Source organism: Rhodococcus sp. YH3-3 (assembly GCF_001653035.1).
GTDB lineage: Bacteria > Actinomycetota > Actinomycetes > Mycobacteriales > Mycobacteriaceae > Rhodococcus_F > Rhodococcus_F qingshengii.
The window spans coordinates 2,351,604-2,370,852 of sequence record NZ_BCWH01000001.1 but is presented as its reverse complement, the minus strand read 5'-3'; the positions used below and the strand labels follow the sequence as shown (position 1 = coordinate 2,370,852).

Below are 19,249 nucleotides of genomic sequence, written 5' to 3'. Positions count from 1 at the left end.
CACCTTCGCTTTGGTACTGCAGTTCGATCAGTATTCGCAGGAATCCGATCACTTCCGAGGTTCTACCCTTGACCTGGGCAAATCGCGTTCGACGTCCCGGTAAAGCCCCAATAGTTGATCGGACACACCGAACCATTGTTACAGCTGTCGCGGAGTGGACATCATCGGACTGTTCGGGATATGGGAGTCCATCAACTTCGTGAACGGCGGCGTCAGCTCAGAGTCCACGTCGCGGGATCACACGCCAGGCGTAGATCTGGCAAAGCTCCTTCGACAACACCTGTGAAGACGTCTGTCGGACCAACCGCGTGCGAAACCCACTCCTCTGCAAGTAGCTCCTGTACCTCTGCGTCCTTCGCCGCTTCCGAGTACAGCAGTACGACGCCACCGACCGCTCCGCCAAGCAGAATAGTCAGAATCGATGTTTCGTCTTCCTCGGGACCGAAGTACATCAAACGCGATTCATAGTCGACATCGTGCTTCTGCGACATCGCGTCCAACTTCGCTGCGAGCTCTCCATGGGTGATCTGGCCAGGGTGCGAACCGGCAACCACGACCGCGATGTCGTCCGCGCTCAGCGGACGAAGCCGGTCCGTGTAGTTCACGGAACGACTCGAGTACGACGCCACCAACTCGATAACATCTGGCTGGTCCAAGTCGAGGCTCGTGTCCAGCGGTACGTCAGATTCGGCCTCACCCGAAATCAACGCCAAGGCCACACTCGGAGCCGTTTCTGTCCCACGTGCTGCTCCTGTAGCTCCTACCAGAGCTGCCGCGCCGGCTTTGGACAGCGCCCAGGCCGCCACCACCAGTTCGATGCCACGCAATCCTGTGATCCCCACCGTGTCGCCCGGACCGATCCCAAGATTGATCAGGTGGCGAGCGAGGCGAGATGATCGTGCATCGACCTCGTGGTAAGTCATTTCCTCCTCATCGCACACGACTGCGACAGCATCAGGATCAGCCTCTACGGAATTTGCCAATCGCTGTGGCACGAGTCGGCCCGTCGGAGCGCCAACGGCCGGGGGCGGCGTTGTGTCCACGGAGCCGAGGACTTCTGCTCGTTCGGAGTCGGTGAGCAGTTCGATGTCACCAATCGGACGTGAAGGATCCGAGGAGACCCGATCTAGAACGCGGACGAAGCGCTCGACATGTGCGTCGGCGGTTGCTTGGTCGAAAAGGTCCGCAGCGAAAACCAAATGGCCGAGCAACCCTCCCGTTACCGGATCTGAACTGAGATTGAGTTGGAGGTCGAACTTCGCAGTCGCCTCCACACCCTCGACAGCCGTGATCTTCAAATCCGGCAGACTGAACGAGGCTCCTGCCATCGGTTCGACCGACAGTGCAACCTGGAAGAGCTCGCTCGCTGACGCCGACAAGGCGCCGGTTACTTCCTCGAACGGGATGTCTCCGTTCGCAAATGCCTCGAGATCGACGTTTCGGACGAGCGAGACCAAGTCGCCGAATCCCGCTCCGAGATCCGGAGCGGTCCTGAGTGCAAGCGTGTTGACGAACATTCCGACTATGTCGTCCAGTTGCTGCTCACCTCGCCCGGCCACTACCGTTCCGATCGCGAAATCTCGGCTTCCACTCAACCGTGCGATGAGTACTGCAAGCGCAGCGTGCACAACCATGAACAATGTGGCGTTGTGTTCGCGCGCAATCTCGTTGAGCCGCGCCGCCGTCTCCGCGTTGACGGAGAACTCCGAGACACCGGCACGTGCAGACATCTGCGCGGGTCGCTGACGGTCGGAAGGCAATCCGGGCGTCGACGACACACCGTCCAACGTCCGGCGCCAGAAGTCGAGTTGCCGTGCAGCCTGTGAGCCGACCTCGCCAGCGCTACCGAGTACTTCGCGCTGCCAGATCGCGAAGTCCGCGTACTGAACAGTCAACGGCGTCCACGACGGCGCGGTGCCGCGCACGCGAGCCTCGTAGGCGACCATCATGTCTCGGGCAAGAGGTCCCATCGATTCACCGTCAGCGGCGATGTGATGAGCGACCAAGACGAATATGAAGTCTGCCGGGCCCAACTCGAGCAACCCAGTGCGTACAGGTACCTCCTGAGCTACGTCGAATCCGGTCGTCACCAACTCCACGACGCGATTGAACGCCGCGGCCTCGTCGTCCACCTGAATCGTTTCGAGAGGCGAAAGGAGTTCGTCGATCGCGACGATTTTCTGAACCGGCCCTTCGATGTCACTCGGGTAGCTGGTCCGGAGCGACTCATGTCGAACCAAAACGTCGTGAAGAGCCTGGCGCAAAGCCGCGACATCCAAGTTCCCTGTCAATCGCAGAGCCAACGGAATGTTGTATGCCGCAGAACCGGGATCCATCTGGTTTACCAACCACATTCGCTGCTGGGCCAAGGACAGAGGAAGACGTTCTGGACGTTCCCGCGCCTCCAACTCCATCCTCGCACCGGAACCTGCGGTCTTTTGGACTACTACAGCCAAACCTTCCACTGTCGAGTTCTCGAACAGCACGCGCACCGGGACCTGCGCATCGAGTGCCTGCCCCAATCTTGCTGCCAACCTGGTAGCGATCAACGAATTACCACCCAGCGCAAAGAAATCGTCATCCAGACCGACCCGCTCCGCGCCCAACACATCTCCGAACACCGACACAACAATTTCCTGCACCGCTGTGACCGGCGCCCGAAACTCTGCTGCCTCGAATACCGGTGACGGGAGAGCCTTTCGATCCAATTTGCCCGACGCATTGAGTGGAAGCTCGTCGAGGACAAGAACCTTCGAGGGCACCATGTACGTCGGAAGCACGGCCCGGGCAGACTCCAGAACTTCCGACGCATCTACTGCAGTTCCCACGACATACCCGACCAGGCTGTCGCCGAACGTCGCATCGCTGTGCAGGACGACCACCGCATCTGAAACCGCCTCGTGCGAGATCAGAGCAGATTCGATCTCGCCGAGTTCGATACGCTGCCCCCGCAGTTTGACCTGGAAATCCGATCGGCCGATGTACTCGAGCTCGCCCCGACCGTTCCACCTGACGAGGTCGCCGGTTCGATACAACCTGCTGCCGCCATCTGAGGCGCCCCTTTCCCCGCCCGCAAAGGGGTTGGCGACGAAACGCTCCGCCGTCAACGCCGCTCGGTTTCCGTATCCGCGACCGACACCGACACCACCGACATACAACTCGCCGATCACGCCCGGCGGCACCATACCCAACGACCGATCCAGAACGAACAGATCCATGTTCGGCACCGGTGCACCGATCGGAACGCTGACGGTGTCATGCGCAGTCACCGCGTGGAACGAGACCACGTCCGACGCTTCCGTCGGGCCGTAACTGTTCACCACGCGTACTCCGCCTGACAACAAACTGCCAAGACGATTAAGCCGGATCGACTCGCCTCCAAGGAACACAACATCGAGAACGCTCAAAGCAGACTCCTCGTCGGAATCCACCACGGCTTCGAACGCGCTCGGCGACATGTTCGCCACTGCAACGTCACCGTGCCCGACGCGAGCAACGATCGCATCCGGATCGAAACCGTCCGAGGCAAGCACTACGCTCCGACCGCTGCTCAACGCTGCCCAGACGTTCTTCTGCGTCAAGTCGAAACTCGGTGACGACGCGATCAATAGACCACCAGTTTCGGGCAACTCGCTGCGGTACCAGGCCACCGTGTTCTCGATGCCGGCCATCGGCACCAACGTCGGCTTCGGACGACCCGTCGAACCGGATGTCGAAATGACATACCCCAAGCGGTCCCCCGCACCGAGTTCACGCCATCGATCCGTCGGCCTCTCCACCATCGGCGAATCACGCATGATGCTGTCGAGGACGATCACGTCCACCGCCAGATCGAGAGTCGTCGTACTCACCGCGCATCGGGCACCGGTGTCGGCGATTATCGCTTCGATCCGATCCTGTGGGTACGACGGATCGATCGGCCCGTACGCAGCACCCGCCTTCCACGCCGCCAACATACCTACGACCCACTCGACCGACCTCGGCACGATCAACGCGACGACGTCATCCGGACCGACGCCGGCCGCCGTCAATCGCTCGGCCACCACGTTTGCGTAGGCGTCGAGCTGCCCATAGGTCAGCGCCTCGCCATCGCACTCGACGGCAAGAGAATCGGGCGTCCGCCCAACCTGTTCTTCGAACATCGCAGTCAAGGACGCGCCTGCCAACGCTGTGCGCCCACCAGCGGACCAGCTGAGAAGGTTGCTGCGCTCAGCAGCGGTAAGTACGTCGATATCACCCAACCGAACTGACGGATCAACAGTGATCTCAGCAAGGATGCGCCCGAACCTGCCGGCAAAGCCTGCCACCGTCGACTCGTCGAACAGATCCGTCGCGTACGTGAACTGCGCCGCCATCCCCGCCGGGGCACCCGCCTCGTCGAACTGCTCGACCATGGTCAGCTGCAGATCGAACTTAGCCGCCACCTTGTTGGCGTCGATTCCCGCAACTGTCAGATCGCCAAGTCGAAGCACCGACTGCTCCATGTTCTGGAACGACAGCATCACCTGGAACAACGGATTACGCGCCTGCGACCGCGCCGGATTGAGCACCTCCACCAACCGCTCGAACGGCAGATCTACGTGCGCAAACGCACCCAGATCGCCCTCACGAACCCGACCCAACAACCCCGAGAACGACTCCGAAGAATCCACCTCGGTCCGCAACACCAACGTATTGACGAACATCCCGATCAAATCATCGAGAACCTGCTCACCACGACCCGCCACCGGAGTACCGATCGCAATATCGGACGTCCCCGACAACCGCGACAACAACACCGCCAACGCCGCATGCACCACCATGAACAAGGACGAATTCGACTCACGGGCAATTTTTTTCAAAGAATGATGCTCTGGCGCGTCGATAACGAAAGCGTGTTTGGCGCCACGATTGGACGCCACCGCCGGCCGCGGACGATCAGCCGGCAAATCCAACTGATCCGGCACCCCCGCCAACGCCGACTCCCAGAACCCGATCTGACGCGAAATCAACGACGACGGATCATCTTCCGAACCGAGAGTCTCCCGCTGCCACAACGCGTAATCCGCATACTGCACCGCCAACGGCGCCCACCCCGGCACCTCACCCCGAGAACGAGCCTCGTACGCCACCATCACATCACGCGTCAACGGCCCCATCGACACACCATCACCACTGATGTGATGAACCACCATCGCCAACACGAACTCCGACTCCGACACCGCGAACAACCGCGCCCGAACCGGACCCCCCACCGCCACATCGAAACCAGCCGACAAGAACTCCGTCACCGCACCAACGACATCGGACTCCGACACCGCCACCGGCGACAAATCCAACCGCACCCGATCCGCAGACAACACCTCCTGGAACCCGACACCGTCGACCTCCGGATACACCGTCCGCAAAATCTCATGCCGCACAACAACATCCGACACCGCAGCGTCCAACGCCGCCACATCCAACAACCCCGACAACCGAATCGCCACCGGAATATTGTTCGCCGACGACAACGTATCGAAACGGTTCAAGAACCACATCCGCTGCTGCGCCAACGACAACGGCACCCGCTCCGGACGCACCCGAGCAGTCAACGCCGCCCGCGCACCCGAACCAATCTCCGACTCCATCCGCGCAGCCAACAACTCCACCGACGACGCCTCGAACAACACCCGCACCGGAACCTGTGCATCGAGCGCCTGCCCCAACCGAGCGGCCATTCGAGTAGCAATCAAAGAGTTTCCGCCGAGTGCGAAGAAGTCGTCATCCAGACCCACTCGCTCGACCCCGAGTACCGCCGAGAAAACAGAAGCGACAATTTGTTCTACCGGCGTGACCGGGGCCCGGAACACCGCAACCTCGAACACCGGCTCCGGCAACAACTTCCGATCCAACTTCCCAGACGAGTTCAGAGGCAACTCGTCCAAGACCATGATCGCGTTCGGAATCATGTAGACAGGTAGCGATTCAGGAAGCGCATTCCTCAAGACTTCTACGTCGATCACAGAATCCGGGACCGCGATCACATATGCGACCAGCTGATCGCCCATATCGGTGGATGCCACAGTGACCACACACTGAGCTACCGTCGAATGCGCCAGCAGAGCTGACTCGATCTCACCCAGTTCGATCCTCTGACCACGGAATTTGACCTGAAAATCGGTACGCCCGACATACTCGAGTTCGCCTGCGGTGTTCCACCACACCAGGTCCCCGGTGCGATACATCCGACTGCCACCGGGATTGATTTCACCGTTCGTGTCGCTCGCCTCCACAAATGGGTTCGCGACAAAACGATCACTGGTGAGATCGGGTCGCGCGACGTAACCGCGCGCCAGTTGATCACCGGCCAGATACAGCTCACCCGCAACGCCTACCGGCACCGGCTGCAACCGACTGTCCAACACGTAGACCTGCGAGTTCCACTCGGGCACCCCGATCGGAATCCCTGTTGATTCCGATCCATCGACCTCGTAGTAGGTGATCGAGACCGCAGCCTCGGTTGGGCCGTACACATTGTGCAGGCCTGCAGACGACACCTGAGCGAATGCACGCACCGTCTCGACCGGCAATGCCTCACCGATCACGAATACGTCCCTCAGTGACACCAATGCGTGTTCCGGAACCGAAGTCGCGAAGACGGTCAACATCGATGGAACGAAGTCCGTCAGCGTCACCCGATGATCTTCGATCAGACGAGCCAGATACGCGGGATCTCGATGGCCGTCGTGAGATGCCAGCACCACTCTCGTACCGGACAAAAGCGCAGTGAAGTATCCCCACAACGAGACGTCGAATGTCGTAGCAGTCTTCTGCAAATAGACGTCTTCTGGGCCGATGGCGTACTGATCCTGCATCCACAGGACCTGGTTCACGATGGCGTGATGCGACACCGCAACGCCTTTGGGCTTGCCCGTGGAACCCGAGGTGAAGATCACGTAGGCGGCATTCACATCATGCAGACGACCGCGACGATCAGCATCGGAAATGACTGAAGCCGAGTAGCTCGAAAGATCGACATTGTCGATCAACAGCACGTCGGCGCCGTTCGGCGCTACGAAAGCGTCCCTCGTCGTCGACAGCACACAGACTGGATCGGCCGTCGTGAGGATGTGCCCGATTCGCTCGGCGGGGTGATCGGGATCCAAGGGCACGTAGGCTCCGCCCGCGGCGATCACCGCGTACATACCTACTACCAGATCGAGCGATCGACGCATCGCCAAGGCCACCAACGATTCGGGCCCGACACCATCTTCGATCAGCTTGCGTGCCAATTTGTTCACACGTTCCGACAACTCGCCATAGGTCAGCGACTGGCCGTCGAACACCACGGCAACAGCATCGGGTGCCAACGCAACGCGAGTGTCGAACAGCGAAGCCAATGTCTCACTGTTCCCGACGTCATGTGCGGTGGAGTTGCGCGCAGTCAACAGCGACTCGCGCTCGGCCTCGTCCAACAGCTCGATGTCACCCACGGTGATCGACGGATCCACGACCACCTGTTCGAGGATCCTGGTGAACCGATCGGCGAATCCACGAATCGTCGACTCGTCGAACAGATCTGTGGCGTATGCGAACTCGGCGAACATGCCGTCTTCGAGCGCATCTTCGACGCGGGGAGCGAGAGTAAGTTGAAGATCGAATTTCGCGATACCGGCATCGAACTCGACGCCTGAGACTTCCAATCCCGAAAGCTCCAAAGCATCCTGCGACATGTTCTGGAAGAACAACGCGACCTGGAACAGCGGGTGATGTGCCTGCGATCGGGTGGGATCGAGCACCTCGACCAGCCGCTCGAACGGAACATCGCCGTTGCCGAGCGCCTGAAGGTCTGTCCTCCGCGTTGCCGAGACGAGCGCACTGAACGAACTGGCGAGGTCAACAGGAGTCCGCAGGACCAGTGTATTCACGAACATACCGATCACATCGTCGAGCGCCTTTTCGCCTCGCCCTGCAACCGGAGTACCGATCACGATGTCACTGGTACCGGACAACCTTGCGAGAAGCACGGCGAGGGCCGAATGCACCACCATGAACAGCGATGCGTTCCGCTCGCGTGCGAGTGAGTCCAAGCTCGACCGAATCTCTTCGCTGACGGAGAAGCGATACGTAGCGCCACGATTCGAGGCGACGACCGGGCGGGATCGGTCAGCCGGTAACGCAAGCACTTCCGGAGAATCACGGAGGACGGAGCGCCAGTGGTCCAGCTGAGCCGAGATCAACGAATCCGGGTCGTCCTCGTCGCCGAGGACCTCCCGCTGCCAGAGTGCATAATCGGCGTACTGCACCTCGAGCGGAGTCCAATTCGGAACGCCGTTCGAAACCCGAGCGGTGTAGGCAACCATGACATCCCGAGTCAACGGGCGCATCGAGAAGCCGTCCGCTGCGATGTGGTGCACAACGAAGGCCAGAACGTACGAATCCTCTGCAAGTTCGAACAACCCGACTCGAACCGGAACGGTTGACGTCACGTCGAAACCCTGGAGCGCGAAACTCAGAAGTTCGTTGTGAATATGCGAGGCGTCGATGACCTTCGGTGTCAGTTCAACCGGCACCTCGGACGACGGGAGGACTACCTGGTGTCCTTGTCCACCTTGCTCCGGATAGACGGTCCGGAGCGACTCGTGGCGTTCGATTACATCAGAAATCGCATGCCTCAGCGCCGAAACATTCAGGACGCCTTTGATATTCAATGCGATTGGAATGTTGTTGACGGCAGAATCAGGATCGAAGCGGCTGAGGAACCACATTCGCTGCTGAGCTAGTGAGAGTGGGATCAACGCCGGCCGTGGGCGGGCCACGAGCGCGGTCCTCCCTCCTGCCCCTGCGATCAACTCAACCTGCGCTGCCAAACCTTCGACAGTCGAAGCATCGAACAACACCCTCACCGGAACCTGAGTGTCGAGCGCTTGACCTACGCGAGCCACCAACTGCGTTGCGACCAAAGAGTTTCCGCCGAGCTCGAAGAAGTCGTCATCCAGACCGACCTGTTCCAACCGGAGAACATCTCCGAAGACGCCGGCCACAGCGATTTCGGCGACACTCGACGGTGCCCGAAACTCGCGCGCCACGAACACCGGATCCGGAAGAAGCTTCCGATCCAACTTCCCCGACACACCCAACGGCAACTCTTCCAGCACCATCACCACCGCCGGCACCATGTAACCCGGCAGACGACCCGCAACAACTCTCTTCAACTCGTCAACGTCCACCACACCACCAGCGGCCGTAACGTACGCAACCAACACATCCTCACGCACAACCACAACTACCGACGACACCGACTCGTGCTCACGAATCACCGACTCGATCTCACCGAGCTCGATCCGCAAACCGTGCAACTTCACCTGAAAGTCACTACGCCCGATGTACTCCAACTCGCCCGACGCAGTCCACCGCACCACATCACCGGAGCGATACATCCGCCCACCATCACCCGAGAACGGATTCGCCACAAATCGATCCGACGACAAATCCGGCCGACCCACATACCCACGAGCCAGCTGAACACCCGCCAGATACAGCTCACCCGCAACACCTACCGGCACCGGACTCAATCGAGAGTCCAGAACAAACACCTGCGTATTCCATACCGGAGCACCGATCGGCACCCCCAGAACATCCGCCGGCACCACCTCGTGGAACGTCACATCCACCGCCGCCTCGGTCGGACCATACAAATTGTGCACCCCGACACCCGGCAACACAGCCCACACATCGGCAACAACACTCGCCGGCAACGCCTCACCTGACGCGAACACCCGAGTCAGCGAAACACACGCAGCCACAGACGAATCCGTCACGAAAACCTCGAGCATCGACGGCACGAAATGCACCGTCGTCACACCCTCCCCCACAATGACCGACGTCAAATACCGCGGGTCACGATGCCCATCCGGCACAGCCACCACCAACCGAGCACCAACCTGCAACGGCCAGAAAAGCTCCCACACCGACACATCGAACGTGAACGGCGTCTTCTGCAACACCACATCCGACGAATCCAACCCGTACTCGTCCTGCATCCACGCCAACCGATTCACAATCGCCGCATGCGAAACCGACACACCCTTCGGACGCCCCGTCGACCCCGACGTGAAAATCACATACGCCGCATTGCCCGACCGCAAAGGCGAGACCCGATCGATATCCGAAACAGAGTTATCCGAAAAACCAGACACATCAACAACATCAACCTCGACCACCGGTACCACACCGGCATCGAATCCAACGTCAGAGGTACTGATCACGCATACCGGCGACGCCGACTCCAACACGTACGCATTGCGCTCCGCAGGCTGATCCGGATCCACCGGAACATACCCACCGCCAGCCTTGAGCACGCCGTAAACCGCAACCAACAAATCAACCGACCGACGTACCGCCACACCCACCAACGACTCCGGTCCCACACCCACCGAAACCAGGTACCGGGCAAGACGATTCACCCGCGAATCGAACTCCGCATATGACAGCGAAACACCCTCGAACGACACAGCTACCGAATCCGGCGACGCCGCAACCTGAGCATCGAACACGTCCACCAACGACACATCCGCAACCTCATGCGCAGTGCCATTCCACGACTCGAGCACCAAAGATCGCTCACCCGAATCGAACATATCCACATCACCAACCCGAACCGAGGGATCGGCAACCACTGCTTCGAGAACTGAAATCAACCGCTTTCCGATTGATTTGGCAGACGACTCGTCGAACAGGTCGGTCGCATAGACCAGTGCGACGGTCAAACCACCGACCTTGTCCGCGGTATCAGATTCCCACACAGTGAATTGGAGGTCGAACTTCGCGGCCGACGACTCTACGTCCAGTCCGGAAATGCGCAGTCCCGGAACCTCCAGACTTTGCTGCATGCTCTGTCCCAAGTTCTGCAGCGAGAGCATCACCTGGAACAACGGGTTCCGTGCCTGAGACCGGGCGGGGTTGAGTACCTCCACCAGTCGTTCGAATGGCACATCGGCGTGCCCGAAGCCGCTGAGGTCGGATTCGCGCGCCCGCGAAATCATGTCCCGTGCCGAAGCTTCGAGATCAACCTCCGTGCGGAGGACGAGTGTGTTGACGAACATTCCGATCAGGTCGTCGAGAGCTTGATCGCCTCGACCGGCGACCGGAGTGCCGATCACGATGTCCGAAGTCCCCGACAACCGCGCCAGCAGAATCGCCACGGCACTGTGCAACACCATGAACAGAGATGCGTTGTTGTCGAGCGCAATTCGATTGAGAGCCTGGTGGAGATCCGGCTCGATCGTGAATGTGTGCCCGGCTCCCCGGTTCGACGCGACGCGCGGGCGCGGGCGGTCCGACGGAAGATCGAGCTGATCGGGGATACCGGCCAACGCGTGGCGCCAGTAGTCGACCTGGCGAGTGATCAGAGAATCCGGGTCGTCTTCACTGCCGAGAACCTCGCGCTGCCACAGTGCAAAGTCGGCGAACTGTACGGGCAGCGGAGCAAGATCGTGCGAAATTCCCTGTGTCCGAGACACATAAGACGAAACGATGTCCTTGGTCAACGGTCCCATGGAGAACCCGTCACCGCTGATGTGATGGACGACGAACACGAGGACGAATTCGTCGGCGGCGAATTGGAAGAGTGCCGCCCGAATCGGAACCTCGGTGGTCACGTCGAATCCCGGAGTCACGAAGTCGGTCACGCGCTCGACGATCGCCGACTCGTCCACCCGTATGGGAGTCAGGTTCGGTACCACGGCTGCAATGTCGACCAGGCGCTGATATCCGACGCCGTCGACCTCCGGGTACACAGTCCGAAGGATCTCGTGCCGCTCGATCAAATCCTCGAGTGCGCCTTGCAACGCATCGACATCGAGCGCTCCGCTGAGCCGCAGCGCGACCGGAATATGGTCGACTGCCGATTCTGGTTCGAATCGATTGAGGAACCACATGCGCTGCTGTGCCAAAGACAGCGGAACCAACTCGGGGCGCTCGCGAGGGATCAGGGGAACGTGAGCCTTGCGGTCTTCTGAGATTTTCGCTTCGTCGATGAAGACGGCAAGTTCTGCGGCGGTGGGTGCGTCGAAGAAGTTGCGCATGTCGATGGCGATGCCGTGTTCGGCATTGATCCGCGCAACCACGCGAGTGGCGAGCAATGAGTTGCCGCCCAGTTCGAAGAAGCCGTCATCTGCCCCTACCCGATCCTGCCCAAGTAGATCGGCAAAGATCGCGACCACACCGGCTTCGGTGGGTGTCGCGGGCTCGCGATACTCAACCGTCTTCGACGCGAATTCGGGTGTGGGCAAAGCCTTTCGATCCAGTTTGCCGCTGGCGTTGAGCGGAAACTCGTCCAGTTCGACGAACATGGCAGGGATCATGTAGTCGGGTAGCCGTTCGCCAAGCGACGACGTCAGATTCTCAGAATCGATACCCTCGGCGACGATGTAGGCCACCAAGTTGTCACCGATCGTTTCGTCCGAATGGACGATCACCACGGCTTGGGAAACACCTTCGCAATCGAGCAGTGCCGCCTCGATCTCACCGAGCTCGATGCGCAGACCGCGGAGCTTGACCTGAAAGTCGGTGCGACCGATGTATTCGAGCTGACGGTTCGCTCCGGCACCGCGCCAGCGCACCAGGTCTCCGGTTCGGTACATCCGGGATCCGTCAGTAGCGCCGGGCCGCGCCACGAATCGGTCTGCCGTGAGATCGGGACGCGACACGTATCCCCTGGCCAGCTGAATCCCGGCAAGATAGAGCTCTCCTGCTACACCCGACGGCGAGGGCCGCAGCGCATCGTCGAGCACCAGGAGCTCGGTGTCCGCAACTGCTGCACCGATCGGCACCGACACCTGATCCTGCTCGCCGGTTTCGTAATAAGTCACGTCGACGGCGGCTTCGGTCGGGCCGTACAGGTTGTGGAGTCCAGCGCTGCTGACCTCGCGCAGACGTGCCGCCGTTCGAGCCGGCAACGCCTCACCGGAAGCGAACACGTAGCGAAGGGTTTTGACCTGCGCAACAAGGGGTTCGGCGACGAACACGGCGAGCATCGACGGCACGAAGTGCACCGCCGTCACTCCGCGCTCGATCATCGTGCGAGCCACGTACACCGGATCACGATGTCCGTCGGGTTCCGCGATCACCAGCGATGCACCGACCTGCAGCGGCCAGAAGAACTCCCACACGGACACATCGAAAGTGAAGGGTGTCTTCTGCAAGATCACGTCGTCGGCAGTGAATCCGTACTCGGTCTGACGCCATTGCAGGTTCGCGACGATGGCACGGTGAGAGACTGCAACGCCTTTGGGGCGTCCGGTCGATCCGGACGTGAAGATGACATACGCAGTGTTGTCCGCGCGCAGCGGCGCCAACCGGTCGGCGTCGGTGACAGTTGTCTCGGCACGACCCGACAAGTCGAGGGTGTCGACGTCGAGCGTGGGCGTACCGTGCGGCAGCACCACGGCATCGGACGTTCGTGTGAGCACAGCCGTGGGCTTCGCGATCTCGAGTACGTAAGCGAGACGGTCGGCAGGATGATCCGGGTCGAGTGGAACGTACGCGCCGCCGGCCTTGACGATCGCGTACATCGAGACGAGGAGATCGATCGATCGACGCATCGCGAGACCGACGAGGCTGTCCGGTCCGACACCTGCCGCGACGAGTTCACGGGCCAGGCGGTTCGCCCGCGCGTCGAACTGCGCGTAAGTGAGCTGCGTTCCGGCGTAATCCAGCGCGAGCGCATCCGGCGTCCGCTCGACCTGCTCGTCGAAGAGTCCTGCGAGGGTCACGTGTGCATCGGACTCCGACGCGACCTCCACGATCGAAGTGCCGTCGGTGATGAGACGGTCGACCACCGCGCCGAGACCGTCGGCCTCGCTGCCGATCAGCTCTGGCAGCACCGTGGAAACGACAACAGGAACCAGGGCATCCGCCCCCAATGCCCCACCCATCGCGGTGTCGAGAGTGACCAACTCGTCATTGAGTCGTCCGTAGCTGATTTCGGTTCCACCGTGGCTCAGAGCCACACGATCAGGATCTACCGCCGCAACTGCAGCCACCAACTTCGGCAGATCTTCGATCGTCAGCGACTGCGGTCCCGGAATACCGACGGACATCTACACTTCCTCCAACTGACTTTCGTGAAGTGCGCCCCGGTCGAGCACAGCGTTCTGCTCGGCCGGAGGCGTTCACTGGGCAAATACTGAATGTTACCCGGCCGTACCCCCACGGCCCGCTGACACCGACTGTGCGTCAGCTATCACCGAGCTCACAAGTGTGGCGAGACCGTCGACGCCAAGTGCCGGCAGGATGCCCGGAACAAGTCCGGCGAGCGACACAGAAACCAGAGCATCGGGGGCGAGAGCAGCCCCCATGGCGGTACGCATGGCAACGAGCTTGGTCGACAACTCACCGAAGGTGACAGCCTGATCACCGTGGGTGAACGCAATTGCCTCAGGATCGGCGGCCGCCGCTGCGGCTGCCAGTTCGGGTAGGTCTGCCGCGGACTTCGGCTCGGCAGCGCTCGCTTCCTCGCGTTCCTGCTCGGTCACGATGTCGATCGTGCGAATCACGACCCCGGGATCGGTCACCAGTTCTTCGAGCACCCGCCCGAATCGCGCCGCAAAAAGCGCGATGGTCGATTCGTCGAACAGGTCGGTCGCATAGGTGAAACGCATCCTCAGCCCGGACAGCACCCCGGCATCGTCGAATTGCTCGATACCGGTGAGCTGCAGATCGAACATCGCCTGGTCGAAACCGTTGTCGACCGCAGAGAGCTCGAGGCCCGGGAGCTGGAACGTACCGAGAGCCATGTTCTGGAAGGTGAGCATGACCTGGAAGAGCGGCGAGTATGCGTGAGAGCGCTCTCGCCCCAGTTCGTCGACCAACCGCTCGAACGGTACGTCGGCATTGGCGAATGCCGACAAGTCCTTGTCCTTCACGTGTGCCAGAACGTCGACGAACGTCGAAGCAGGCGCGATCTCTGTTCGCAAGACCAACGTGTTGACGAACATCCCGACAAGATCGTCGAGCGCCCGCTCACCTCGACCCGCGATCGGCGTCCCGATTGCGATGTCGTTCGATCCACTCATCTTCGCCAGCAGCACGGCCAGGGCAGTGTGAACCACCATGAAGACTGTCGAGTTCTGCTCCCGTGCGATCGTCGCGAGCCGGTTGGTGGTCTCGGAATCGACGGCAAACTCGAATTCCGCACCGCGCATGCTGGCCCGCGCCGGCCGCGGCCGGTCGGTCGGCAGTTCCAGAAGCTCCGGAGTGCCCTTGAGCTCGTTCACCCAGTACGCGAGTTGACGGCCCAGCTGACTGTCCGCGTCCTCCGGCGATCCGAGGACATCACGCTGCCACAGCGTGTAGTCGGCGTACTGCACCTCGAGCGGAGCCCACTCCGGCGTCTCCCCGCCGGTACGTGCGGTGTACGCAACCATGGTGTCTCTGATCAACGGAGCCATCGAGAAGCCGTCACCGCTGATGTGGTGAATGACAACGACGAGGACCCGCTCGGATTCGTCGACCTCGAAGAGACGGATTCGCAACGGAACGGCTGTCGTGACATCGAAGCCCTCGCGAACTGTGTCAGCCACCTGCTCGGCGACCGACGCTTCGTCGGTTGCGATCACCTCCAGTCCCACCGCCGCTGCGGAGCGAGGCAGGATCATCTGAACCGGTCCGTTGCCCCGGTCCGGGTATACCGTCCGGAGCACTTCGTGACGCTCGATCAGATCCGACACCGCTGAGTGAAGTGCGTCGACATCGAGTGCGCCGGACAGCCGGATCGCGACGGGGATGTTGTACGCACCCGAGGTCTTGTCGAACTGATTGAGCACCCACATACGTTGCTGCGCCAACGACAGCGGAATCTCGTGCGGACGCACCTGAGCCACCAACGGTGGGCGGCCACCAGATCCCACGTGTTCGAGAACCCTCGACGCCAATGCCCCGACAGTCGACGCCTCGAAGATCACGCGGACCGGAATCTGCGCGTCCAACGCCTCACCCAGCCTCGACACGACCTGCGTCGCGACGAGAGAGTTTCCGCCGAGCTCGAAGAAGTCGTCGTCGAGTCCGACCCTCGCCACACCGAGTACGTCAGCGAACACACCCGCCACGATCTCTTCGACGGGGTTGGTCGGCGCACGGAATTCGGTCGCCTCGAATTCGGGGTCGGGCAGGGCTTTGCGATCGACCTTGCCGTTGATGTTGAGCGGTAGTTCGTCCAAGACCATCAATGCCGCCGGCACCATGTAACTCGGCAACTCAGCCACAAGAGTCCGCTTCAAGGTTTCGACATCGATGCTTTCCCCGCTTTGAGGAACGACGTAGCCGACAAGTCGATCACCGATACGCGCATCCGACTTGGCCACCACCACAGCGGAGTCCACGCTGGCCTGCTTGCGAAGAAGCGCTTCGATCTCACCGAGTTCGATGCGGTAGCCACGGATCTTGACCTGGAAGTCGGCGCGCTCCACGTAGTCGAGTTCGCCGTTCTCCGTCCACCGGACGAGGTCGCCCGTGCGGTACAACCGCGAACCCGCGTCACCGAAGACGTTGGCCACAAATCGTTCCGACGTCAGATCCGCGCGACCGTGATAGCCGCGAGCAAGCTGGGCACCGGCGAGGTAAAGCTCCCCGGTGACTCCGACGGGGACCGGATGCAAACGCGTGTCGAGCACGAACACCTGCGTGTTCCATTCGGGGGCACCGATCGGCACCGAGGTCGTATCGTCCGAACCGACGACGTGCGCTGTCACCGAGACGGCGGCCTCGGTCGGACCGTACAGATTCACCAACTGCGCGTCGCTGAGTTCTGCGAACTCGGTCGCGGTCGCGGCCGGCAACGCTTCACCGATCGCAAGCACCTGACGAAGTGATTCCGGAAGGCCATTTTCCGATGCCGACTGCAACATCGCGAGCATCGACGGCACCACGTGGAGCGTCGTGATCTTCTCCCGGGTCATCAGGTCGAGCAGGTAGCTCGGGTCCTTGTGACCTTCGGGTTCGGCAATCACCAGTCGTGCACCGGAAGTCAGTGCCGACCAGAACTCCCAGACCGAGAGGTCGAACGTTGCCGCGGTCTTGAGCACCATCGCATCGGATCGGTCCAGGCTGTACTGATCGCGCTTCCAGAGAATCTGGTTGACCACCGCCTGATGCGAGATCGCGACGCCCTTCGGTCGCCCCGTCGATCCCGACGTGAAGATCACGTAGGCGGTGTTGCCCACTCGCAGTGGAGCAATCCGATCCGCATCGGTAACCGTCGCTTCCGCGTAGGACGCGAGATCGATCGTGTCCACCTCGATCACGGAATCACCGAACGCCGGATTCTTCGCAGTGGTCGAGGCAGTGAGGACGCAGACCGGATCTGCCATGGTCAACACGTACTCGATGCGGTCCGCCGGGTGGTTCGGATCGATCGGTACGTATCCACCACCTGCCTTCACCACCGCGTACATGGCGACCAGCAGTTCGACCGATCGCTCGATTGCCAACGCGACCAACGACTCCGGACCGACACCGGTTGCAATCAGATGGCGTGCGAGACGGTTCACACGTGCATCGAACTCGGCGTAGGTCAGCGACGTGTTCCCTGCGATCACTGCCACCGCACCCGGGTTCGAACCGACCTGCTCGTCGAACAGTTCGACCAGAGTGACTCCCGGGACGGAGTGATCGGTCTCGTTCCAGCGGTTCAGGATCCGGTCGCTCTCGGACGAATCCAGCAGCGCGAAGTCGCCGACGGTCAACGACGGATCGGACGCGATCTCCGCGAGCAATCGCACGAATCGATCGGCGAAGTCCTGCACGGTCGACTCGTCGAACAGATCATGCGCGTAGCTGAACATCGACGTGATGCCGGCTGCAGATCCGTTCGCGTCGTACCGATCACTGACGATCAACTGAAGATCGAACTGCGCGACCCCGTTGTCGATATCGACGCCCTTGACGGTGAGCCCCGGAAGCTCGAGCCCTCCGGTTTCCATGTTCTGGAAGAGGAAGCCGACCTGATAGAGCGGATGACGAGCGGTCGAACGCGGTGGGTTGAGCACCTCCACGAGTCGCTCGAAAGGAACGTCCGAATGTGCAAATGCTTGAAGGTCGGTCTCCCTGACACGTCCGAGCAGGTCGAGGAACGGCGCGCCGCTGTCGATCTGCGTACGGAACACCAAGGTGTTCACGAACATGCCGATGAGATCGTCGAGTGCCCGCTCACCACGTCCTGCAATGGGTGTACCCACCGCGATGTCCTCGGTTCCGGACAGTCGAGCCAACAACATCGCGAACGCAGTGTGCGTGAGCATGAACAGCGTCGAATTATTTGCCCTGGCAAGACCGCTCAACCGAGCATGCAACTCTGCATCGATATCGAAGTGCAGGTAACCGCCGCGGAAGGACTGCGTCGCGGGGCGCGGCCGGTCGGCGGGAAGTGCAAGCTGATCAGGCAGCCCGGCAAGAGCATTGCTCCAGTACGCAATCTGCTGCGAAGCAATAGATCCCGCGTCTTCCTCACTGCCCAGCACCTCTCGCTGCCACAGGCTGTAGTCGGCGTACTGAACGTCGAGAGGAGCCCAGGACGGTGTGTACCCGGCAACCCGCGAGGCGTATGCGGTCACGACATCCCGAGCGAACGGTGCCATCGAGGAACCGTCGGCGGAAATATGATGAATCGCGACACCGAGTACGTATTCGTCGGAAGCCAACTGGAACAACCGGATACGAATCGGAATCTCGCGTGTGACGTCGAAGCGCGTCGACGCCAGCGCGACCAACTCACCTTCGAGTTCGTCCACGCCAGTCGGTTCTGCGACGATTTCGTCCGACCAACTCGACACGGGCTTGACGACCTGCACCGGACCGTCTCCGATTTCCGGGTAGACGGTTCGAAGTGATTCGTGCCGCCCGATCACATCAGAAATCGCCGCGCTCAGCGCCGAGACGTCAAGATCGCCCTGAAGGCGCAGCGCCATCGGGATGTTGTATGCCGCTGCACTCCCGTCGAATCGGTTGAGGAACCACATACGCTGCTGCGCCAACGAAAGCGGAATCCGCTCTGGCCGCTCGACCGCGGTCAGCGCGACTCGCCCACCCGACCCGGTCCGGCTTTCGGCGTGCGCTGCGAGATCCTGCACCGTGGATGCTTCGAACAGAACTCGAACCGAAAGTTCGGTGTCGAGAGCATCGGCGATTCGTTTGATCGTGCGAGTGGCGTTGAGAGAGTTGCCGCCGAGCTCGAAGAAATCGTCATCGAGACCCACACGATCAACACCCAACACCTCGGCAAACACCGACG

The 19,249-nt window shown here is 61.0% G+C and carries 2 protein-coding genes (1 of these 2 running past the window's edge); both read right to left on the bottom strand.

The features are described 5' to 3' along the window. Positions 1 to 212 precede the first annotated feature (212 nt). Positions 213 to 14,063, bottom strand: coding sequence for a non-ribosomal peptide synthetase (locus YH3_RS11000; protein ID WP_064443344.1), 13,851 nt, complete (start codon positions 14,061 to 14,063; stop codon positions 213 to 215). Positions 14,064 to 14,156: 93 nt separating this feature from the next. Next, positions 14,157 to 19,249 carry the end of a non-ribosomal peptide synthase/polyketide synthase gene (locus YH3_RS10995; protein WP_154100288.1) on the bottom strand. It continues 23,653 nt past the right edge of the window, so the window shows 5,093 of its 28,746 coding nt (coding positions 23,654-28,746); its start codon lies beyond the right edge, outside the window; the stop codon is at positions 14,157 to 14,159.

What these genes read in the sequence shown, in the direction of transcription:
- YH3_RS11000 (WP_064443344.1), bottom strand. Translation starts at nt 14,063, where the DNA reads ATGTCCGTCGGTATTCCGGGACCGCAGTCGCTGACGATCGAAGATCTG.